The sequence below is a fragment of the Lacticaseibacillus thailandensis DSM 22698 = JCM 13996 genome (assembly GCF_001436135.1).
In the GTDB taxonomy this organism is placed as follows: domain Bacteria; phylum Bacillota; class Bacilli; order Lactobacillales; family Lactobacillaceae; genus Lacticaseibacillus; species Lacticaseibacillus thailandensis.
In genome coordinates this window covers 517,566-539,345 of sequence record NZ_AYZK01000001.1, presented here as the reverse complement: position 1 = coordinate 539,345, position 21,780 = coordinate 517,566, and the positions used below count along the sequence as shown (strand labels likewise).

The 21,780-nt window shown below is 54.5% G+C and carries 17 protein-coding genes; all 17 read left to right on the top strand.

The window, feature by feature from the left end; all coding sequences use genetic code 11:
- Positions 1-14: 14 nt before the first annotated feature.
- The 17 genes from infB to budA all read left to right on the top strand — a co-directional run bounded on the left by infB (position 15) and on the right by budA (position 21,716).
- On the top strand, positions 15-2,774 hold the full coding sequence (gene infB / locus FD19_RS02390; protein ID WP_056969035.1) for a translation initiation factor IF-2: 2,760 nt from the start codon (positions 15-17) through the stop codon (positions 2,772-2,774).
- Positions 2,775-2,816: 42 nt separating this feature from the next.
- Complete coding sequence (rbfA, locus tag FD19_RS02385) at positions 2,817-3,200, top strand: 30S ribosome-binding factor RbfA (RefSeq protein ID WP_054749483.1); 384 nt, start codon at positions 2,817-2,819, stop codon at positions 3,198-3,200.
- A gap of 321 nt (positions 3,201-3,521) precedes the next feature.
- Positions 3,522-4,559: an ABC transporter ATP-binding protein gene (locus tag FD19_RS02380; RefSeq protein WP_056969034.1), complete on the top strand. Its 1,038-nt coding sequence runs from the start codon at positions 3,522-3,524 to the stop codon at positions 4,557-4,559.
- Positions 4,546-5,508 carry an ATP-binding cassette domain-containing protein gene (locus FD19_RS02375; RefSeq protein ID WP_156321826.1) on the top strand — a complete coding sequence of 321 codons (963 nt, stop codon included), beginning with the start codon at positions 4,546-4,548 and terminating at the stop codon, positions 5,506-5,508. The genes FD19_RS02380 and FD19_RS02375 overlap by 14 nt, the downstream gene beginning before the upstream one ends.
- Positions 5,508-6,467, top strand: coding sequence for an oligopeptide ABC transporter permease (gene opp4B, locus FD19_RS02370; RefSeq protein WP_056969033.1), 960 nt, complete (start codon positions 5,508-5,510; stop codon positions 6,465-6,467). The genes FD19_RS02375 and opp4B overlap by 1 nt, the downstream gene beginning before the upstream one ends.
- A 98-nt stretch (positions 6,468-6,565) precedes the next feature.
- Positions 6,566-7,414: an ABC transporter permease gene (locus tag FD19_RS02365; protein ID WP_225353444.1), complete on the top strand. Its 849-nt coding sequence runs from the start codon at positions 6,566-6,568 to the stop codon at positions 7,412-7,414.
- A 120-nt stretch (positions 7,415-7,534) separates the two neighbouring features.
- Positions 7,535-9,307 carry an oligopeptide ABC transporter substrate-binding protein gene (locus FD19_RS02360; protein ID WP_056969032.1) on the top strand — a complete coding sequence of 591 codons (1,773 nt, stop codon included), beginning with the start codon at positions 7,535-7,537 and terminating at the stop codon, positions 9,305-9,307.
- A 226-nt stretch (positions 9,308-9,533) separates the two neighbouring features.
- Positions 9,534-11,294, top strand: coding sequence for an oligopeptide ABC transporter substrate-binding protein (locus FD19_RS02355; RefSeq protein ID WP_054749480.1), 1,761 nt, complete (start codon positions 9,534-9,536; stop codon positions 11,292-11,294).
- A gap of 102 nt (positions 11,295-11,396) precedes the next feature.
- On the top strand, positions 11,397-12,134 hold the full coding sequence (locus FD19_RS02350; protein ID WP_056969148.1) for a TerC family protein: 738 nt from the start codon (positions 11,397-11,399) through the stop codon (positions 12,132-12,134).
- A gap of 15 nt (positions 12,135-12,149) precedes the next feature.
- Positions 12,150-13,088 (top strand): tRNA pseudouridine(55) synthase TruB, encoded by a 939-nt coding sequence (gene truB / locus FD19_RS02345; RefSeq protein ID WP_056969031.1) that lies wholly within the window; start codon positions 12,150-12,152, stop codon positions 13,086-13,088.
- Positions 13,089-13,098: 10 nt separating this feature from the next.
- Positions 13,099-14,046 (top strand): riboflavin biosynthesis protein RibF, encoded by a 948-nt coding sequence (ribF, locus tag FD19_RS02340; RefSeq protein WP_056969030.1) that lies wholly within the window; start codon positions 13,099-13,101, stop codon positions 14,044-14,046.
- Positions 14,047-14,202: 156 nt separating this feature from the next.
- The gene (gene hrcA / locus FD19_RS02335; RefSeq protein WP_054749479.1) at positions 14,203-15,252 is read left to right on the top strand and encodes a heat-inducible transcriptional repressor HrcA; all 1,050 of its coding nucleotides are present in this window, start codon (positions 14,203-14,205) and stop codon (positions 15,250-15,252) included.
- A gap of 25 nt (positions 15,253-15,277) precedes the next feature.
- Positions 15,278-15,841 (top strand): nucleotide exchange factor GrpE, encoded by a 564-nt coding sequence (grpE, locus tag FD19_RS02330; protein ID WP_054749478.1) that lies wholly within the window; start codon positions 15,278-15,280, stop codon positions 15,839-15,841.
- Positions 15,842-15,873: 32 nt separating this feature from the next.
- Complete coding sequence (gene dnaK, locus FD19_RS02325; protein WP_056969029.1) at positions 15,874-17,745, top strand: molecular chaperone DnaK; 1,872 nt, start codon at positions 15,874-15,876, stop codon at positions 17,743-17,745.
- Between the two features lie 126 nt (positions 17,746-17,871).
- On the top strand, positions 17,872-19,014 hold the full coding sequence (gene dnaJ / locus FD19_RS02320; protein ID WP_054749477.1) for a molecular chaperone DnaJ: 1,143 nt from the start codon (positions 17,872-17,874) through the stop codon (positions 19,012-19,014).
- A 256-nt stretch (positions 19,015-19,270) separates the two neighbouring features.
- The gene (gene alsS / locus FD19_RS02315) at positions 19,271-20,956 is read left to right on the top strand and encodes an acetolactate synthase AlsS (protein WP_056969028.1); all 1,686 of its coding nucleotides are present in this window, start codon (positions 19,271-19,273) and stop codon (positions 20,954-20,956) included.
- Positions 20,957-20,996: 40 nt separating this feature from the next.
- Entirely contained in the window at positions 20,997-21,716 is a 720-nt protein-coding gene (gene budA / locus FD19_RS02310; RefSeq protein ID WP_054749476.1) for an acetolactate decarboxylase, read from the top strand.
- Positions 21,717-21,780 lie beyond the last annotated feature (64 nt).

The window sequence follows — 21,780 nt, the reverse complement described above, 5'->3', positions numbered from 1 at the left end:
CGGAGCGTGAAGAGATGGGCAAAAAGCGTATTTACGAATTTGCTAAGGAGAACAACGTCACGAGTAAAGAAGTTATTGCAGCTGCAAAGAAGGCCGGTTTGACCGGTATTAAGTCCAGCATGAATTCCATTGACGACAACGACGCCAGCAAGGTGAGCGCAGTCTTGAAGGATGCTAGCACGTCCAGTGCGGCCCCGAAAGCTGCAGCCAAGCCTGTTGCTAGTGCTGTGCCCGCCAAGAGTGCGGCTGCGCCGGCTAGTGCCGCGGCTAAGCCTAGTGCCGAAGCCAAGAAGCCAGGGACAAGCCATGCACAGCACAAGACTGCAGATGGCAAGACTTTGATTAGTCGGAGCGCGATTCGCCGTCCGGGGACGCAAAACAATCATAACGCGACCCGGAACAACCACCAGGGCAACCGGAACCAGGGCGGTAACAACCGCGGCCAGGGTAACAACGGTAATCGTGGTCAGAATGATAACCGTAACCGGAACAATGGTGGTAACCGTAATAACAACGGTGGCCGCAACGATAACCGGCGTGGTGGTAACAACCGCAACGACAACCGTCGTAATGACAACCGTCGCGGTAACAACCGTCAACCAGAAGCACCAATGCCACGTGTTTCGCGGGCCGCTGCTGCTGCAGCACGGCTGCGCCAGCACCAGCAGACGGAATTCCGCACGTCGAGTGCACCAATTGGTCGCTTTGAGGAACCAAAGCCACAGCGTTCAGCTGCTGCATCGAGTGCAGCGACTAAGCCAGCCGCAGCAGCTTCCCAGTCCCGGCAGGCACTGTCTGCTGCTAAGCCAGCGGCTAAGTCGGCGGCACCGGCACGTTCAGCGGCCAACCAGCAGCGGACGACTAGTTCTTCGTCCCGGCCAAAGCCGCAGCGTCAGCGTAACTACGGTACTGGTCGCGAGACACCTTACAAGGGCCGGCGTAAGAACAAGAAGCGTCGTCAGCAGCGGAACAACGAACCCCGCAAGCCAGTGCCACAGCGTAAGGAACGTCCATTACCAGAAACTTTGGTTTACACCGAGGGGATGAACGCGCAGGAACTGGGCAAGATCTTGCACCGTGAACCAGCGGAAATTATCAAGAAGTTGTTCATGTTGGGCATTATGGTTAACCAAAACCAGAGCCTCGATAAGGACACCATTGAATTGATTGCTGAAGATTACGGTATCAAGTCCCAAGAAAAGGTTGAAGAAGACATCACCGACCTGGACAAGGTCTTTGAAGCCGAGACCACTTCCACGGAAAACTTGCAGCCACGGCCGCCGGTTATTACCATTATGGGTCACGTTGACCATGGTAAGACGACGCTGTTGGACAAGTTGCGGCACACGCACGTCACCGAAGGCGAAGCCGGCGGGATCACCCAGCATATTGGTGCTTACCAAGTTAAGCTGAATGATCGTCTGATCACCTTCCTGGATACTCCCGGGCACGCGGCCTTCACGAACATGCGGGCACGTGGTGCGGACATTACCGATATTGTTGTCTTGGTCGTTGCGGCCAATGACGGGGTCATGCCACAAACAGTTGAAGCCATTAACCACGCCAAAGCCGCGGGTGCGCCAATCATTGTTGCCATTAACAAGATTGATAAGCCAGGTGCTAACCCGAACCGGGTCATTGAAGAACTAGCTGAATACGAACTGATCCCAGAATCATGGGGTGGGGATACCATCTTTGTCAACATTTCGGCTAAGTACGGTAAGAACATTGATGAGTTGCTCGAAATGATCTTACTAGAAGCCGACGTGCTGGAATTGAAGGCCAACCCAGACCAGAAGGCCGTTGGTACCGTCATTGAGGCCCGTTTGGACAAGGGTAAGGGCCCAATGGCCACCGTCCTGGTTCAGCAAGGTACGTTGCATGTTGGGGACCCGGTCGTTGTGGGTAACACCTATGGTCGTGTCCGGGTGATGACTAACGATCGTGGTCGGCGCGTTAAGGACGCTACGCCAAGTATGCCAGTTGAAATCACTGGTCTGAATGATGTGCCACAGTCTGCGGACAAACTGGTCGTCTTTGACGACGAAAAGACTGCCCGGGCAGCAGGTGAGGAACGTGCTAGTCGCGCCCTGGATAAGGAGCGGCGGGCCGGTTCTCACGTTACCCTGGACAACCTCTTCGAAACGATGAAGGAAGGCCAGATGAAGGAAGTTGACGTTATCATCAAGGCCGATGTACAAGGTTCCGTTGAAGCCATTGATGGTTCCCTAAAGAAGATCAACGTGGAAGGTGTGCGTGTGAACATCATTCACGAGTCTGTGGGGGCCATTAACGAAAGTGATGTCACCCTGGCGAGTGCATCGAACGCGATTATTATCGGGTTCAACGTTCGGCCGACTGCTCAGGCCCGTGCCCAAGCAGAACAAGAAGATGTGGACATTCGTCTGCACAGTGTTATTTACAAGGCAATTGACGAAATCGAAGCAGCCATGAAGGGCCAACTGGATCCTGTTTACGAGGAAAAGGTTATTGGTTCCCTGACGGTGCGCGAAACCATCAAGGTCTCCAAGGTCGGCACCGTTGCTGGTTGTTTGGTCGATTCCGGCCGGATCACCCGCGATTCTGGTGTGCGTCTGGTTCGCGATGGCATCGTCATTTACGAAGGCAAGCTGGGCAGTCTGCGTCGCTTCAAGGATGACGTCAAGGAAGTCAAGAGTGGGTTCGAATGTGGGCTGACGATTGAAAACTACAACGACATCAAGGTTGATGACCAGATTGAAGCCTACACGATGGAACAGGTACCGGTAAAGTAAGCCACTACCGATCTGCCTGAGCATCAGCGAGGAGGAATCATCATGAAACATCGTATTGGACGCGTTGAACAACAGATACAGCGTGAAGTTGACGATATTCTGTTGAAGTTGGTAAACGACCCACGTGTTGAAGGCGTGACGATTACTGGGGTCACGTTAACTGGTGACTTGCAGCAGGCCACGATCTACTTTAGTGTGCTGGACGATTCACCGGCCCACGTTGCGGACGTCCTGTCTGGCTTGAACAAAGCCAAAGGGTTGATCCGTCGTGAAGTTGGTCGCCGGATCCGCTTGTTCAAGGTTCCAAGTTTGACCTTCGCGCAGGATACGTCCGTCCAGTATGGGGCGCACATTGACGAATTACTCGCCAAGGCTAACCAAGAGGACGCGGCTACGGACGCGCAGCAGCATGAAGATAAAGATTAAGACGTGCAGACGCAAGTAGTCTCGCGTTATTAAATCATCAGAGCACGGTTGCCGATGCAGGTAACCGTGCTCTTTTTTTGCGCAGTGCATAGCCCTTCCCGGCCATGCGGAGGCTCCGGGCGGATGCGCCGAGGGCGGTGATAACGGCTACAGTGTCAGTTGCACCGGGGCTCCGCCGGCCTGACCGCGGGCCCTTGATAATCACTAAAAATAAGACAGATATGAAGAATTAACCCATTGAAATTTAATTGATTTCACACTATTATTAATAGTTAAAGGGCAACTGTTGCTTTTCGCAATGCTGCCGAAGGGGGCTTATTCATGGACAAACCGGATGACGTACTGCTAGACATCCAGCATTTACATACCGCGTTTCGCAACGGTGACGATTACTTTGACGCCGTGAATGACGTAAGTCTGGAGCTCCATCGTAATGAGGTACTTGCGATTGTGGGCGAGTCTGGCTGCGGTAAGAGTACGCTGGCAACCAGCATCATCGGGTTGCACGACCCGCATAATACGCGGGTCACGGGCACCATTCAGTACAACACTTATAACTTAGTGGGTCTGAACGAGAAACTTTACAACCAGTTTCGGGGCAAAGATATCGGCATGATCTTTCAGGACCCCTTGGCGGCGTTAAACCCATTGATGCGGATTGGGGACCAAATTGCCGAAACGTTGGTTTACCATACCGATATGACTAAGGAACAGCGCCAGCAGCGGGTCTTGGAGTTACTCGACCAGGTGGGAATTCCGGAACCAGCCCGAGTGGCGCGGCAGTACCCCCACGAATTATCCGGTGGGATGCGTCAACGGGTAGTGATTGCCATTGCGATTGCCTGCAAACCACCCATCATTATCGCTGACGAACCAACCACGGCGCTAGACGTGACCATTCAGGCCCAAATTTTGGACTTGCTGGCAGATATCCAGAAGGAAAGTCACAGCGGTATTATTCTCATTACTCACGATCTCGGCGTAGTGGCCGAAGTCGCTGACCGGGTGGCCGTCATGTACGCGGGCCAGATCGTGGAGCAGGGCACGGTGGGCGACGTGTTTAACCATCCGTTGCATCCATACACGCGCAGTTTGCTGCGTTCCATGCCCCAGGCGGATTCCGAGGATGATGAGTTGCACGTGATTCAGGGTACGGTGCCGGATCTGAAGCACATGCAGATTGACGGCTGCCGCTTTGCACAACGTATTCCGTGGATTCCGGCCTCAGCCCATGAGGCGCACCCGACGATGCATGAAGTGGCGCCGGGTCACCTCGTCCAGTGCACGTGCTACCAGACCTTCCACTTTGAAGACGAAGCGCCAGTTGCTGCAGGAGGTGATGCCCATGTCACTGATTGAAATCAAAAATTTAAAGGTGCACTACCCAATTCGGTCGGGTTTTTGGAACCGCGTTACCGATCACGTGCTGGCAGTGGACGGCATTAATTTCAACATTGAACCGGGGGAAACGTACGGATTGATTGGTGAGTCTGGTTCCGGTAAGTCGACAACGGGCAAAGCCATTGTTGGGTTGGAGAAGGTGACTAGTGGTCAAATTATTTATCAGGGTCAAGATATTACCAACGCACGGACCCGCCGGCGGCTCCGCTACAACAAAGACGTACAGATGATTTTTCAGGATTCTCTGAGCAGTTTGAATCCCCGGAAGCGGATTGCCGACATCATCGCGGAACCGATTCGCAACTTTGAAAACTTGAGCGCCACCGAGGAACAACACCGTATCAAGGAGTTGCTCGACATCGTGGGTATGCCTCAAGACGCCCTGTACAAGTACCCATTCGAATTTTCCGGTGGGCAACGCCAGCGGATTGGGGTTGCACGGGCCGTGGCGACCAACCCCAAATTAATTGTGGCTGACGAACCGGTGTCAGCACTTGATCTGTCCGTGCAGGCGCAAGTGCTGAACTTCATGAAGCAGATTCAGCAGGAATATAACATTGCCTACTTGTTCATTTCGCATGATTTGGGCGTGGTACGGCACATGTGCAAAAATTTGGCCATCATGCACCGCGGGCGGTTTGTCGAGATCGGTACGCGAGCGGACATTTATCAGCATCCGCAGCATATTTACACTAAACGGTTGCTTTCTGCCATTCCGGAAGTCAATCCGGACGGCCGCGAGGCGGACCGTCGTCACCGGCTGGCGGTTGAAGCCGAGTTTAAGCACGAGGAATCGCGCTACTACGGTCAGGACGGCCGGGTGCTCGACCTGCAGCAGGTATCACCGACCCACTTTGTAGCGTTACCCGACGCCACTTTGGCGGCCATTCGGGGGGGTGCGGACTAATGTGGAAAACAATTCTGAAGCGGGTCCTGGTCATGATCCCGCAAATTTTTCTACTGAGTATCATCATCTTCGTGTTGGCCAAAATGATGCCTGGTGATCCGCTGACCGGTGCCATCACGCCGCAGACGGATCCCACCCAGCTCGCGCACCTGCGTCAAGAGTATGGGCTCAACGATCCCTGGTGGATCCAGTACTATCATTGGCTGATCAACCTGTTCCACGGCAATTTGGGTCAAAGCTACACCTACAAGCGGGCTGTCACCGGACTGATTGGCGAGCGGGCGGTCAACACCTTCTGGCTGTCCTTACTGACATTGATTATTGTGTATGCCATCGCTATTCCGCTGGGCGTGATTGCCGGGCGGTACGAGGGTTCCAAGCGGGACAAGGCTATTCAGATCTACTCGTACGTTGGTCTTTCATTGCCATCATTCGTCTTCTTCCTGTTTGGTATTTGGTTGTTTGGCTACGTACTGAACTGGTTCCCGACCACCGGTTCAGTGGCTTTGGGTGCGAGCGGGGTGATCGGCCTGCTGTTCAGTCACCTGCGGCACATGATCTTGCCGGCGCTATTGGCCGGCGTGCTGGGCACATCGAGCATTATTTTGTACCTGCGTTCAGGCGTGATCGACAACACCTCGGAAGATTTTGTGCGCACGGCGCGGTCCAAAGGGGTACCCGAAAAGGTGGTCTTCAACCGGCACATTTTGCGGAACTCCATTCTCCCAATTGCGGCGTTTATGGGGAATTCCATTACGGGGTTGCTGGGTGGCTCCATCTTCGTGGAAACCATCTTTAGCTACCCCGGGATGGGTCAGTTGTTCGTCAACTCCATTGCCGGGCGTGACTATTCGGTCATTACCGCGCTCACGCTACTGTTTGGGATCCTCGCGTTACTAGGCAACTTGCTCTCCGATATCATCATGAGCATTGTGGACCCACGCATTCGGATTGAATAGGAGGGGTGTATATGTTTGCACGCAAGAAACAAAATCCGCAAGTGGTGGCGGCAGGAGTCGCACGTGATGATGCCGATGCGTTAGTTTCACCCTCCGCCATGCGCGTATTGGGTCGTGAATTTCTTAAGGATAAACTGGCCATCGTGGCGTTGACCATCGCGGTTGTCATCGTGCTGGGTGCTTTTATCGGTGGCCTAGTTTGGTCAGCAGGCAAAGTGACCACGGTCAACGTTTTGGACCGCTACTTGGCGCCAGGCACGGATGGGCACCTACTGGGGACTGACGCTAGTGGACGCGACATGTTCCGGTACCTGTTTGTCGCCGCGCGCAACTCGATCTTTATTGGGGTGTCCGTGGCCGTACTGAACGAACTGATTGGCATTGTTTTGGGGACGGTCTCCGGCTACTTTGGTGGGCTAATCGATAACGTATTGATGCGAATCGTTGATTTTTGGATGGTATTACCACACTTTTTGATCATTATCATTTTGGCGCAATTAGTGAATAACCTCGATCCGCTCAAGTTGGTCTGGATCTTGACGTTGTTCAGCTGGACGTCAACCACGCGGCTGATTCGGTCGCAGATTCTGACGCAGTCCGAGCGTGAATACGTGATGGCGTCTAAAACCTCGGGCACGCCCAACGTCGTAATTATGTTTCGGGAGGTTTTGCCCAACATTAGCTCGTTTGTGATCACCGACCTCACACTAACGGTCGCGAGTTCGATTGGGATTGAAACCGGGTTGTCCTTCCTGGGCTTTGGCCTGCCAGCCTCGCAACCATCACTGGGGACCTTGATTGGCTATGCCAACGATCCCGTCACCATCATCGATTACTGGTGGGTGTGGTTACCCGCTGCGGTACTGTTATTGACGCTATCCCTCTCCATTAACGCGGTGGGGCAAGCGCTCAAACGGGCGGCCAACGCACGGCAACGGCGTGGGTAGCAAAAAAATGAAAATTACGTTTGCATTTGATGAAGATGTGTATATAATTAGTTTGTAGTTAGAAATTATTAATTGTTTTTTATTGTCCGTGGTCTGGTTTTGAGGAAAGGGGATTTGAGGATGAAGAAGCGTTCCAAATATATGGCCGGAGCGATGACCGCTGTTCTGGCGCTCACACTGGCGGCGTGTGGTTCCAAGAGTTCTTCGAGTACCAAGAGTGCATCCAGTGCCGTCAAAACGGCAACGACCAACAGCAAAAAGGCGGTTAAGGGGGGCACGTTGAGCGTTGCCGAGGTGTCCGATTCACCAATTGCCGGGATTTTCGCTCCCGAGTTATCGGATAACGCGTCCGATTCGGACTTTATGCAGTTTGCGACTGAAAGCTTGTTTGGCGTTGGTAAGGATTATAAGTACACCAACAAGGGCGCCGCAACCTTGAAGCTGAACCGGAAGGCAAAGACCGCCACCATTAAGATCAAGAAGAACGTCCGTTGGTCCGATGGCAAGCCGGTCGTGGCAAAAGACGTGGAGTACGCCTACGAAATCATTGCCAACAAGGATTCGAAGTCTTCACGTTACACCGACTCGTTGCAAAACATCAAGGGGATGGCGGCTTACCACACTGGCGCCGCGAAGACTATTTCTGGGATTACGGAGCCGGACGGTGATAACGGGAAGACCGTTGTCCTGCACTTCCAGCAAATGAAGCCTGGAATGAAGCAATCAGGCAACGGCTACATTTGGGAAAACGCCGAGCCATACCACTACCTCAAAGACGTACCGTTTGCTGATCTGGCCAAGAGTAGCAAGGTCCGCAAGCACCCCGTCACCTTTGGGCCGTTCAAGTTTAGTAAGGTTGTCAGCGGGCAGTCCGTTGAGTTTACCCGCAACAAGTACTACTACAAGGGCACACCCAAGTTGAGCAAGATCGACATTGAAGTCTTGGCCACGTCCAAGGCCGTGACGGCCATCAAGTCCAAGAAGTACGATATCGTCTTGGGTATGCCTGCCGCTCAGTACAAGAACTACAAGAACGCCAAGGGCTACACCATGTTGGGCCAGAAAGCCCTGGAGTACACTTACCTCGGGTTCAACCTGGGCAAGTACGATGCCAAGACCAGCACCAACGTGATGAACAAGAACGCCAAGATGAGTAACCGGTCATTGCGTCAGGCGATGTTGTACGCTTTGAACCTCAACCAGGTGGCCAAGAAGTTCTACCCTGGTGTCCGGACTCGTGCAACGACACTGATTCCACCCGCATTTAGCAAGTACCACCTGAATGCTACGGGCTATAACCTGAACCTGAAGAAGGCCAAGAGCCTGTTGAACAAGGCGGGTTACAAGCTGGGTAAGGATGGCTACCGGACCGATCCTAACGGCAAGAAGTTGACCATCCACTTTGCCGTCATGCAGGGTGATGACACGACGGATGCTATGTACCAAGACTTCATCCAGCAATGGAAGAAGATCGGTCTGCGCGTTAAGCTCACCACTGGGCGGGCTATTGAGTTCAATGCCTTCTACAACAAGATTGAAAACAACACGTCTGACTATGATGTCTTTGCCGCTGCATGGCAGTTAAGTTCCGAGCCATCCCCCATGGACCTGTACTCCAAGGATGCGCCGTACAACTTTAGTCGGTTTACTTCCAAGAAGAACACGGCGCTGCTCAACAAGATCGACAGTGAGAAGTCCTTTAACACCGCTTACCGGGTTAAGGCCTTCAAGCAGTGGCAGCGGTATATGTTGAAGGAAGCCCCGGTGGCACCACTGATGTACACCATTACGGTCTACCCAACCAGCAACCGCGTGAAGAACTTCGCGATTTCCCCAGCTGACAAGGAATACCTTCAGTGGCAAGACGTTGAGGTTACCAGCAACAGCCGCTAACCTGTGCGTTACCTTTCTCTCAACGATAGTTTCAAGATCATGACGGTCCATCCCCATTTGCGGGGATGGACCGTTTGTGTTGTCCGGGCAGGTTCAGTCACGAGGCTGCTTTGCGCTTCACTTGGGCGTTAGCGCTGTTCAGCGGCAAAATGATGGCTTATACTGTCCCGGGGAGTGCATTAGGTGATTGTAACTGACGTGGGGGATTGAGGAAGGATCAATAACAATGAATAACCGTCTAGGTAGGGCCATGATCACTGTAGGGGTGTTGGCCCTGGGATTGGCCGGGTGTGGCCACCGTGCGCAGACACAGACCAGTGCTGGTGCACATACATATACCACTAATCAAAGTCGGTCAATTAGTGGGGGCACATTGAGTGTGGCTGTTGCTACCGATACGCCGTTTACGGGCGTCTTTGCACCCGAATTAGCGGACGACACTACTGACCTGACCGTCACGCAGTTTGGTACCGAGTCGCTCTTTGGTGTGGGTCGTAACTACCGGTTTAACCGGCAAGGTGCGGCAACCATCAAACTTAACCGGCACCGGCGGACTGCCACGATTACGGTTAAACGTCACGTGCGGTGGGCTGACGGGCAACCCGTCACTGCGCATGACGTTGAGTATGCGTACGAAATTTTAGCGAACCGTGCGACCAAGTCGGCACGTTACACTGACGCCATCCAAAACATTCGTGGTATGGCGGCGTATCATGCAGGCACTGCGCGGACCATTAGTGGAATCACGATGCCACAGGGTACGCAGGGGCGGACCGTGGTACTGCACTTTAAGACCATGAAACCGGGGATGCAAAATAGTGGCAACGGGTACATCTGGGAGTATGCTGAGCCATACCATTACCTCAAAAGTATTCCCTTTGCCAAACTAGCACAGAGTCCCCGCATGCGGAGTCGTTTGCTAACGTTTGGGCCCTTCCGGCTGACCAAAGTTGTGGATGGGCAGGCGGTGCGTTACGCACGGAACCCGTATTACTACAAGGGTACCCCGCATCTGTGGCACATTAACGTCACGACTTTGGCGAACGCCAAGGTGACCACGGCGTTGAAGGCTAAACAATACGACCTGATCTTCAACATGCCCTCTGCGCAATACCCGCATGTTAAACACCTGGCGGGTTATACCACGTTGCGTAAACCGAGCATGAGTTATACGTACCTGGCCTTTAATCTGGGACACTTCGACCAGCAAACCGGACGCAACGTGATGGATACCCACGCGCGGATGAGCGACCGGCGTCTGCGGCAGGCGATGCTGTATGCCCTGAATTTGGACGCGGTGGTGCGTAAGCTTTACCCCGGGTCACGGACGCGGGGCACGACCCTGATTCCGACCGCGTACGGGCGCTACCATTTACGTACTCGTGGTTACACGTTGAATTTAAGTAAGGCGCGGCACCTACTCAACCAGGCCGGTTACCGGATGGGACGGCATGGTTACCGCACCGATCCCCAGGGACACCCGCTGACCATTCACTTGGCGGTGATGCAGGGTGATGCTACGACTGACGCCATGAATACAGACTTCATTCAGCAATGGAAGAAGGTGGGCCTACGCGTGAAGCTCACGACCGGGCGCCCAATCGAAATGAATGCCTTTTATAAGTTGGTGGCGGCCAACCCGAAGAATGTTGATGCGTTCATTGGTTCCTGGTCACTCAGCTCCGAGCCTTCGCCGATGAGTCTGTACGGGCCGGCAGCACCCTATAACTTTAGTCGGTTTGCCACGGCGCGGAATACGCAATTGTTGCAGCAAATCGACAGTGCGCGGGCATTTAATGAGCGTTACCGCATCGCGGCCTTGCACCGCTGGCAGCGGTACATGCTCAATCAGGCCGCAGTCGTCCCGCTGACGTACGGGGTGACGTTGGTACCCACAAGTACGCGGGTGCGCAACTTGGCGCTGACGCCAGATCATACGAACTTTGGTCAGTGGCAGCAAGTAGCCGTGACACGTGCCCGGCGGTAATTGTGGCTGCATACCAAACTGCAGTTACGCGGGTATCATAGCCAGCTCGGGACCGGTAAGTTATAATATGACCTAAGTATAAAAAAGGGGGCCCGGGGCATGATGCAACTAATACAAAAATTATACGGGCCCTTTTTTGCGGCGGGTGACTGGCACGCCGCCATTTTAACGGGTTCCGGCTTACTTACCATCCTGATGCTCGCCGTTATGGAGTGCCTTTTGTCTGTGGATAACGCGGTGGTCCTGGCCGCACAAACGCAGGGCTTACACAACCAAAGCTTGGAAAAGAAGGCCCTCATTTATGGTTTATGGGGTGCTTACCTGTTCCGGTTCATTGCAATTGGCATGGGGACGTACCTCATGCGTTTTTGGGGCATCAAGGCGTTGGGCGCGGCCTACTTGCTCTATATGTCGGTGCACTTTTTCTACCAGCAACATCATCCCAGCAGTGAAGCAACTGCAACCAAGCCGCGCAAACGCCGCTCATTTTGGGGCACGGTGCTAACCGTGGAGCTCATGGACATCGTCTTTTCGGTTGATTCAATTTTGACGGCGTTGGCCATCGATAGTAATCCGGTCATCGTGCTCCTGGGCGGGTGCATTGGTATTCTTGCAATGCGCTTTGTCGCCCAGTTGATGATTACGCTGATTGCGCGTATTCCGGAACTCCTGTACATGGCGTACGTGTTGATTGCGGTGATTGCGGTCAAGCTGTTTCTCAGTCTGCCCCAAATCAATATTGAGATCCCGAACGTGCTTTTCAGCATCTTTGTGCTGCTGGCCTTTGTAGTGACCATTTTGTGGCACCAGCGCACCCAGAAACGTAAACACATTCACTAGATAAGGAACAAATTAATGGACGGATTATTACCAATTAACAAACCACGGGGGCTGACTAGCGCTGACGTGGTCTACCAAGTGCGTAAGATTTTGCACATCAAAAAAATTGGCCATAGCGGCACACTGGATCCCAACGTGGACGGCGTACTGCCCCTGGCTATTGGTACGGCGACGAAGGCCATCACGCAGTTGCAAAGCGGTGGTAAGGTCTACACCGGTGCCGTCACGCTGGGGTTTGCCACCACCACTGAGGACCTGGACGGGGAGGTCGTCGAGCGGACGCCCTTAACCGCGCCCCTTGCCGATGCGGCCATTGACGCGGCCATGCAGACTTTTGTCGGCGACATCATCCAGGTGGCGCCGCTTTATTCCGCAGTGCGCGTCAACGGCCGGCGGTTGTATGAATACGCGCGGGCGGGGGAACCAGTCACACGGCCTGAACGCCACGCCCACGTCAGTGAATTTGTGCGCACCGGCCCGACGAGCTTCGACGCTACGGCGGGTACACAGTCGTTTACTTTTCGGGCGACCGTCAGCAAGGGTACCTACATTCGCACCCTGTCGGTGGACTTAGGTCGCAAGTTGGGCCTCGCTGCCGTCATGAGCCAGTTAACCCGGCAACAGAGTGGCGGGTTCACGCTAGCGGATTGTGTGACGCTTGACGAGTTACAGACCGCCGCGGCTGCAGGTACCGTTAACCAATTGATTGATGGCGTTGATTGGGCTTACGCTCAGTTGCCGGCCGTTGACCTCACGCCTGCTCAATGGGAAATCGTTGGTCACGGGCACTCGTTTTTAGCGGATGGTTTAACTGCCCCGCGCGTGCGCGTGTACTGGCAGGACGTTATGAAGGGCGTTTACCGGCTTGTCGATGGCGCCTACAAACCTGAGACGATGTATCTGGGTAATGTGGTGCCGCGGACAGCGGGCCGGCAACGCCCACGACAGAAATAGGGGAATTAGTTTGCAAAGAATTGATATTACTAAACCATTAACGGATGCCGAACGCCCAAGCGGACCCATCGTTTTGACGCTAGGCTTTTTTGATGGTGTTCACCGCGGGCACCAGACCGTGATCAAACGTGCCCGGGCCTTGGCGGACACGCGCCACGTGCCGTTAGCGTTGATGACGTTCGATGTGCACCCGTCCATCGTCTATGGTGGTGCCGACGCGTCTACGTTCAAGTACCTGTCCACGTTGGCGCGCAAAGAGGAGTTGGCGGACCAACTGGGCGTCGACATTTTTTACGTGGCGCACTTTACACCGTCGTTCGCCCGGTTAGCGCCCCAAGAATTTGTGGATCAGTACCTGGTCGGATTGAAGGCAGTGGTTGTGGTGGCCGGGTTTGACTATACATATGGTCCCCATGACGTTGCCAACATGGCACTATTGCCGCAATACGCTGCGGGCCGGTTTGAGGTGGTCACGGTGCCCGAGCAGACGTTGGCGGGTGCCAAGATCAGTTCCACCCGTATTCGCACGGCGTTGACCGCCGGTGACGTTGACTTGGCGGCAACCCTGCTGGGGTACGACTACCAGACTTCGGGCACCGTTGTTCATGGTGAAGCCCGTGGTCGCGAGTTGGGCTTCCCCACGCTCAACATCGAAACACCCGTGCACGAGTGGCTTCCCGGTGTTGGGGTATACGTTAACCGCGTTTACGTTCAGGGACGGTGGTATGACGGGATGGCGTCCGTAGGCTACAACGTTACCTTTGGTGCTGGCCGGGCCCTGACGGTGGAGATCAACCTCTTTGATTTTGACGCCCAGGTATACGGTGAGACCGTCAAAGTGGCCTGGTGTCACCGGTTGCGTGGTGAGGTGAAGTTTGTCGACGCTGACGGGCTGATCAAGCAATTGCAACAAGATGAGGTGCATAGCCGTGCGTTCTTGGCGGATCACCCATGGTAATTAACGCGCAGCAGGACGCGCGGACGGGGCATAAGTCCGACTTAGGGCTGAATTTTCGGCATTTTAGCAACCGCACGTTGACATTGCTAATCACTGGTTGTATATTATTGGTGTTAGCACTTAGAAAGTATGAGTGCTAATTCCGGAGGTGAGGACATGTTAACAGAACGGGAGCTGATGGTGCTCAAAGATATCATCAAGCTGTACACGGAGACGGGCCAGCCCGTGGGGAGTAAAACCCTCATGACGTCGTTACCCATCCATGTGAGTTCAGCAACCATCCGTAACGACATGGCCGCGCTGGAGGACGCTGGGTTGATCCGTAAGACCCATAGTAGTTCTGGTCGGGTACCAAGTTCGGCTGGTTATCGGTATTACCTTGATAACATGCTGACCCCGGCCCGGGTGCCAGAACGGGAGATGCAGACGATCCGTCAGTCCTTCGGGAACGACTTTGGCCGTATCGACGAGATTATTGAGCAGTCGGCGCGGATCCTGTCCAACTTAACCAGCTACACTGCCATTACCCTGGGACCCGAGGTGGCTAACCTGACCCTTGAAGGCTTCAGGCTAGTGCCGCTCGGCAACCATCAGGTCATGGCCATCATTGTGGCTAGTGATGGGAGCGTGCAGAACCAGGTATTCACGTTGCCGCGGGAGTTGGCATCCGAGCAGGTGGAGAAGGCCATCCGCATTATCAACGACCAGCTAGTAGGCGAAAGCCTGACCACCGTGGCGCAAAAGTTGCGGACCGATGTTCCCGCTATGTTGATGCAGCAACTGCAGACGCCGCAGGGCTTCCTGGATGCTTTTGGCGATGTCCTGCGGAAGGCAGTCAGCGAGCGGTTTTACGTTGGCGGCCGGTTGAACCTGATGGACTACTTTGGCTCCGACAATTTGAACGAGCTCAAGCAGATCTACCGGTTAATTGACCGACAGGACGAGCTCAACGAGTTACTGGACACCCACACCGATGACGATGCGGCCCAGCGACCAATCTCGGTCCGGCTGGGTTCGGAGTTATCCGACCAATCCCTGCGTAATCTCAGCTTGATTACGGCGCGGTACTCGGTGAACGATCACGGTCAGGGGATGATTGCCATCCTGGGGCCAAAGTCGATGCCGTACTCGAAGATGATCGGTTTACTGGAAGCGTTCAGAACGGAATTAGCCTCACGCTTAACTAACTACTATGACCACCATTGAGGTGGGTCTGGAAAGGAGCACCACAATGTCCAAAAAGGAAGGGCAACAGCCCGAATCAGGTGCTGACGTCGCCAAAGAAAATTTGGAGCGGTCGGCAGAAGACTTGGAGCACTTGATTGCTGCTGACAGTCCCGACGCCGAGGCCACGAAGCAATTACAGGCCGAGCGGGACGAGCTCGAGGATAATTACCTGCGAGCAGCAGCAGAAATCAAGAACATGAACGCCCGGTTCAAGAAGGAGCGTGAACAACTGGCCCGTTACGACGGTCAGAAGGTCATTACGGCGATTTTGCCGTCGCTGGATAACCTGGAACGGGCCCTGGCAACTGAGGTGACCGATCCGGCCGCCGAACAGTTGAAGCAGGGGGTTTCGATGGTGGCTAGTCACCTTCAGCAAGCCCTCAAGGAAGCCGGGGTCACCGAAATCCAGGCGGAAGGGTCAAAGTTTGACCCTAACGTGCATCAAGCTGTGCAGACCATTACGGCGGATGACCAGCATCCGGCCGACACGGTGGCGCAGGTTCTGCAAAAGGGTTACCAGTTGCATGACCGGGTTTTGCGTCCAGCCATGGTAGTTGTTGCTAAATAAAATAGTTAATTAAATTTAAGGAGTAAATCAATATGGCAAAGATTATTGGTATTGACTTAGGTACTACTAACAGTGCCGTCGCCGTCCTTGAAGGTGGCGAACCCAAGATTATCACCAACCCAGAAGGTAACCGGACGACCCCGTCCGTGGTTGCGTTTAAGGATGGCGAGATCCAGGTTGGTGAAGTGGCTAAGCGTCAGGCAATCACTAACCCCGACACCATTATTTCAATTAAGCGGCACATGGGTGAAGCAGGTTACAAGGTCAAGGTCGGCGATAAGGAATACACGCCGCAAGAAATCTCGGCCATGATTTTACAGTACATCAAGAAGTTTGCTGAGGACTACCTCGGTGAAGACGTGACACAAGCGGTCATCACCGTACCGGCCTACTTCAACGACAGCCAGCGTCAGGCCACTAAGGATGCCGGCAAGATTGCGGGTTTGGACGTTAAGCGGATCGTTAACGAACCAACTGCTTCCGCTTTGGCATACGGCCTGGACAAGTCTGACGACGACGAGAAGGTTTTGGTTTACGACCTTGGTGGTGGGACGTTTGATGTTTCCATCCTGCAGTTAGGTGACGGTGTCTTCGAAGTATTGTCCACGAACGGTGATACCCACCTCGGTGGTGATGACTTTGATAACAAGATCATCGACTGGTTGGTTGAAGGCTTCAAGGCTGACAACGGCGTGGACTTGTCCAAGGACAAGATGGCAATGCAGCGGTTGAAGGATGCAGCCGAAAAGGCCAAGAAGGATCTGTCTGGTGTTTCTCAGACCCAGATTTCCCTGCCATTCATTTCAGCTGGTGCTAACGGTCCACTGCACTTGGAGAAGACGTTGACCCGGGCTCAGTTCGACGAAATGACGGCTGACCTGGTTGAAAAGACGCGGATTCCAGTGCAGAACGCCTTGAAGGATGCCGGCTTGTCCAACGGTGACATCGATAAGGTTATCCTGAACGGTGGTTCGACCCGGATCCCGGCCGTTCAGGAAGCCGTTAAGAACTGGACGGGTAAGGAACCTGACCACTCCATCAACCCAGATGAAGCCGTGGCCTTAGGTGCCGCTATCCAGGGTGGTGTCATTTCCGGTGACGTGAAGGACGTTGTGCTGTTGGACGTTACGCCACTGTCCTTGGGGATTGAAACCATGGGTGGTGTCTTCACCAAGTTGATCGACCGTAACACCACGATTCCAACCAGCAAGTCGCAAGTCTTCAGTACGGCGGCGGACAACCAGTCAGCCGTTGATATCCACGTGCTCCAGGGTGAACGCCCAATGGCCGCGGACAACAAGACTTTGGGGCGGTTCCAGCTGTCGGACATTCCGGCGGCACCACGTGGTGTGCCACAAATCGAAGTTAAGTTCGACATTGATAAGAACGGGATCGTGCAGGTATCCGCCAAGGATATGGGCACTGGCAAGTCCCAGAACATCACCATCAAGAGTTCGTCAGGTCTGTCTGATGAAGAAATCGACCGCATGGTGAAGGAAGCTGAAGCCAACGCGGACGCCGACAAGAAGCGTAAGGAAGAGGTTGACCTGAAGAACGAAGTCGACCAACTCCTGTTCCAGACCGACAAGACCCTGAAGGACGTTAAGGGCAAGGTTGACGATGCCGACATCAAGAAGGCTGAGGATGCTCGCGATGAGCTGAAGAAGGCCCAGGAGAAGAACGACATTGACGCCATGAAGGAAAAGAAGGACGCGCTGAACAAGATCGTCCAGGACATGACGGTCAAGTTGTACCAGCAGGCCCAGGCCGCGCAGTCCGGCGCAGCTGGTGCTGGTAGCGCCGCTGGCAGCGATGCCGGTAGCAGCGCCAACAGTGCTGATGGCAAGGATGACGATACCATTAACGGCGAATATACCGATACTGATGACGGCGACAAGAAGTAATTAACGTGGCAAAACGGGCCAAGGCCGCTCATGGCGGGCCTTGGTCTTTTGCTATGGTTGTACCTGTGTTAAATTAGATGGGTATGTATTACTAGAATTTGGAAACCCGATTTTGGGGAGGCAAAGATGGCTGATAAAGATTACTACGAGATTTTAGGTGTTAGCCGGGACGCCAGTGAAGATGAAATTCGTAAGGCGTACCGGAAGATGTCTAAGAAGTACCACCCAGATATCAACCACGAACCGGGCGCTGAAGAAAAGTTTAAGCAGATCAACGAAGCTTACTCCGTCTTGTCTGACAAGCAGAAGAAGGCCGCGTACGACCAGTATGGTAGCGCCGACGGTCCCCAGGGCTTTGGCGGTGGTGCTGGCGGTCAGACCTACAGTGGGTTTGATGGCGGCGGCTTTGGTGGTTTTGATGACATTTTCAGTTCGTTCTTCGGTGGTGGCGCCCAGGGTGCGGCCACTCAGGCGCGTCAACGTCGCGGGGCTGACCTGCAGTACCGGATGGACTTGAAGTTTGAAGAGGCTGTCTTTGGTAAGTCAGAAAACATTAGTTACAACCGTCAGGGGCGGTGCCACGTCTGCAACGGTACTGGGGCTAAGAACGGTGCCCAGCCGCAAACGTGTAGCAAGTGTCACGGTGCAGGCTTTATCACGGTCACTCGGCAAACGATGCTGGGGACCATGCAGTCCCGTGAGACCTGTGATGTCTGTGGCGGTACTGGTAAGGAAATCAAGGACAAGTGCACGAATTGCCGCGGCACTGGTGTGGAGCAGGAGCGTCACAGTATTGACGTGAAGGTACCAGCTGGGGTCGATGATGGTCAGCAAATGCGTCTGGATGGCGCTGGTGATGCCGGCCAGAACGGCGCGGCATTTGGTGACCTGTACGTGGTCTTCCGTGTCCAGCCTAGCAAGAAGTACGTGCGTGACGGCGCCGATATCCTGATGAATCTGGATATCTCCTTTGCTCAGGCGGCCTTGGGTGACGAGGTCAAAGCCGACACTGTGCACGGACCCGTGCAGTTGAAGGTGCCAGCGGGCACCCAGACCGAGACGAAGATTCGCCTCCGTGGCAAGGGTGCCCCACGCCTGAATGGTGGTGGCACTGGTGACGAAATCGTGACGGTTAAGATCCGGACGCCGAAGAAACTGAATCAGAAGCAACGGGATGCCTTGATGGCGTACGCTGCCGCGAGTGGCGACAAGGTGAAGCCACACGAGAGTAATTTGTTTGATAAGTTCCGGGATGCGTTTAACAAGTAGTACGATTCAAGGTGTGTGCAGCGGGAAGTTGCACGCACCTTTTTTGATCCCGCCCGACACGGCAAAAAGCGAGCTTTTGGAAGAGGCAGCCGGCGGACACCACGAACATAAACAATTGCTCAGACTCGTCATCAGACCCGGCTAAAATTTGTCTGTGTCTTTTTTGACGAAATGGGTAGCGTTCTCAGCTTAATCAGTGTAGTATTAATAGCGAGTTACTTACAAAAGATAAGCAAAGAGATTGTGAGGTCTATCCATGACAGAAGAAAAGCAGCCCCGTTACGGCGCGGATATGATTGTTGATAGCTTGGTGAACCATGACGTCAAGTACGTTTTTGGTATCCCTGGCGCGAAGATTGACCGGGTGTTTGAGCGGTTAGAGCACCCCGTAAACCCCCAAGCACCTAAATTAATCGTTGCGCGCCATGAGCAGAACGCCGCCTTTATGGCCGCCGCCATTGGGCGCATCACCGGCAAGCCCGGCGTGGTGCTGACCACTTCCGGCCCCGGCGCGTCCAACCTGGCGACGGGTTTGGTTACCGCCACGGCCGAAGGAGACCCCGTGTTAGCTATTTCGGGTCAGGTGCAGCGGGGCGACCTACAACGCTTGACACACCAAAGTATGCGCAACGCGCCCGTCTTTGAGCCCATCACCAAGTACTCCGTGGAGGTTCAAGACCCTGAAAACACTAGTGAGACGATTGCGAATGCTTACCGCGCGGCGGCATCCGGCAAGCAGGGAGCCAGCTTTGTGTCGGTGCCCCAGGATGTCACTGACAGTCCGGTGAAGACGGCACCAATCAAACGCTTGGCGGCGCCTAAGTTGGGGCCCGCCTCGCTGAGTGAGATGACGACGCTTGCTCGCGCCATCAAGGAGGCTGAATTGCCGGTGCTGTTGGTGGGCATGCGTGCCTCATCAGCTGACGTGACACGGGCCATTCGCGACCTGCTGGCCGTGAGCGAATTGCCAGTGGTTGAGACGTTCCAAGGCGCCGGAATCATTAGTCACGAACAAATCGACAATTTCTTTGGTCGGGTGGGTTTGTTCCGCAACCAACCTGGTGACGAGCTGTTGCAGCAAAGTGACCTGGTCGTCACGATTGGTTACGACCCAATTGAGTATGAACCCCGTAACTGGAATGCCGCCGCGGACGCGCGTATCGTAAACATTGACTCGTTGCCGTCCGAAATCGATACCCACTTCCAGCCCGAAACGGAGCTGATCGGCGACATTGCGCAGACGCTAGACTTGCTGATACCGTTGATGCGTGGCTACCACGTAGTGCCGGGCGCCAAGCGATTCCTCGACTATGAACAACAGCGCATCCAGCAGCGCGATGAACCACCGGCACAGGCACCGGATGCGACGCTCGTGCACCCATTGAGCATCATTCGGGCCTTGCAGGAGCGGGTGGACGACGATATGACCGTGACGGTCGATGTCGGGACTCACTATATTTGGATGGCGCGGCACTTCCGGAGTTATCAGCCGCGGCACCTGCTCTTCAGTAACGGGATGCAGACGCTGGGTGTGGCCTTGCCGTGGGGCATTGCGGCGAGCCTGCTACGACCGGACCACAAGGTCGTTTCGGTGTCGGGTGATGGTGGTTTCCTGTTTTCCGGTCAGGAGCTGGAGACAGCGGTCCGGTTGCACTCCAACCTGGTACACATCATCTGGAATGACGGCCATTACGACATGGTCAAATTCCAGGAAGAAATGAAGTACGGGCAAGCTGCCGGCGTCAACTTTGGGCCGGTGGACTTTGTAAAGTATGCCGAAAGCTTTGGTGCCAAGGGCCTCCGGGTGGAACGGCCAGCTGACCTCGGGTGCGTGCTGGATGAAGCCTTTGCCAGTGATGGGCCTGTAGTCGTGGATATTCCAGTTGATTATAGCGACAGTGAAGAACTGGGGCAAAGCATTCTGAAGGATCAGCTATACTAAGACTGATACGTTGAACTTTACCCAAAGGGAGTGTGTAATTTTGACTCATGATACCCAGACGCTTTACCAACACGGCACGCTGGCCCTCCTGGTCCCCGGCTTATTGGCGGGCACTCAAACGGTGGGGGAGCTGATGCACCACGGCGACACGGGCATTGGCACGTTGACCGGCCTCAATGGTGAACTCATCATGCGGGCCGGGCACGTGTACCAAGTGAATGCGGATGGCGCCGTCCGTGAGGTGGACGCTGACGAACGGGTGCCGTTTGCTAACGTTCACTTTCAGGATGACCACCAGGTGGCCACACTCACGGGTCTGGACTACGCGGCGCTGTGCGACCAGATCGCAGCCGCCGTGGGGACACAAAATATCTTTTACGCTGTGCGGCTAGTCGGCACCTTTGCCCACGTGCAAACACGCGCGGTACGCGGCCGTACGACCCCGCCTTTTGCCACGTTGGCTGCCACGGCCGCGACCCAGTCAATCTTTAATGCTGAACACGTGGAGGGGACGCTGTCCGGTTACTACTCACCGGCATTGTATGGTGGCGCTACGTCACCCGGGTTTCACCTGCACTTTTTGAGCGCGGACCGGCAGTTTGGTGGTCACGTGCTGGATGCCCAGGTGGGTAACGCCACCCTGTTTATCCAGGAGTTCAGCGACTTTCAGTTGCACTTGCCGACCACCGATGCCAGTTTCCGGCAGGAACAATTCGATACGGCGCAAGTTTTGCGGGATATTAACCAGGCGGAACACTAAAATGATGTTAACGCGCGGTGCCACCTCTCAGTGGGTTGGCACCGCGCGTTTTGGTTGTTAGCGT

Bases quoted from the DNA above. Each gene is read 5' to 3' on its own strand.
- hrcA (WP_054749479.1), top strand. From the start codon at position 14,203: ATGTTAACAGAACGGGAGCTGATGGTGCTCAAAGATATCATCAAGCTG.
- FD19_RS02365 (WP_225353444.1), top strand. From the start codon at position 6,566: ATGCGCGTATTGGGTCGTGAATTTCTTAAGGATAAACTGGCCATCGTG.
- alsS (WP_056969028.1), top strand. From the start codon at position 19,271: ATGACAGAAGAAAAGCAGCCCCGTTACGGCGCGGATATGATTGTTGAT.
- grpE (WP_054749478.1), top strand. From the start codon at position 15,278: ATGTCCAAAAAGGAAGGGCAACAGCCCGAATCAGGTGCTGACGTCGCC.
- FD19_RS02360 (WP_056969032.1), top strand. From the start codon at position 7,535: ATGAAGAAGCGTTCCAAATATATGGCCGGAGCGATGACCGCTGTTCTG.
- truB (WP_056969031.1), top strand. From the start codon at position 12,150: ATGGACGGATTATTACCAATTAACAAACCACGGGGGCTGACTAGCGCT.
- FD19_RS02355 (WP_054749480.1), top strand. From the start codon at position 9,534: ATGAATAACCGTCTAGGTAGGGCCATGATCACTGTAGGGGTGTTGGCC.
- dnaJ (WP_054749477.1), top strand. From the start codon at position 17,872: ATGGCTGATAAAGATTACTACGAGATTTTAGGTGTTAGCCGGGACGCC.
- infB (WP_056969035.1), top strand. From the start codon at position 15: ATGGGCAAAAAGCGTATTTACGAATTTGCTAAGGAGAACAACGTCACG.
- FD19_RS02375 (WP_156321826.1), top strand. From the start codon at position 4,546: ATGTCACTGATTGAAATCAAAAATTTAAAGGTGCACTACCCAATTCGG.
- FD19_RS02380 (WP_056969034.1), top strand. From the start codon at position 3,522: ATGGACAAACCGGATGACGTACTGCTAGACATCCAGCATTTACATACC.
- opp4B (WP_056969033.1), top strand. From the start codon at position 5,508: ATGTGGAAAACAATTCTGAAGCGGGTCCTGGTCATGATCCCGCAAATT.
- dnaK (WP_056969029.1), top strand. From the start codon at position 15,874: ATGGCAAAGATTATTGGTATTGACTTAGGTACTACTAACAGTGCCGTC.
- rbfA (WP_054749483.1), top strand. From the start codon at position 2,817: ATGAAACATCGTATTGGACGCGTTGAACAACAGATACAGCGTGAAGTT.
- FD19_RS02350 (WP_056969148.1), top strand. From the start codon at position 11,397: ATGCAACTAATACAAAAATTATACGGGCCCTTTTTTGCGGCGGGTGAC.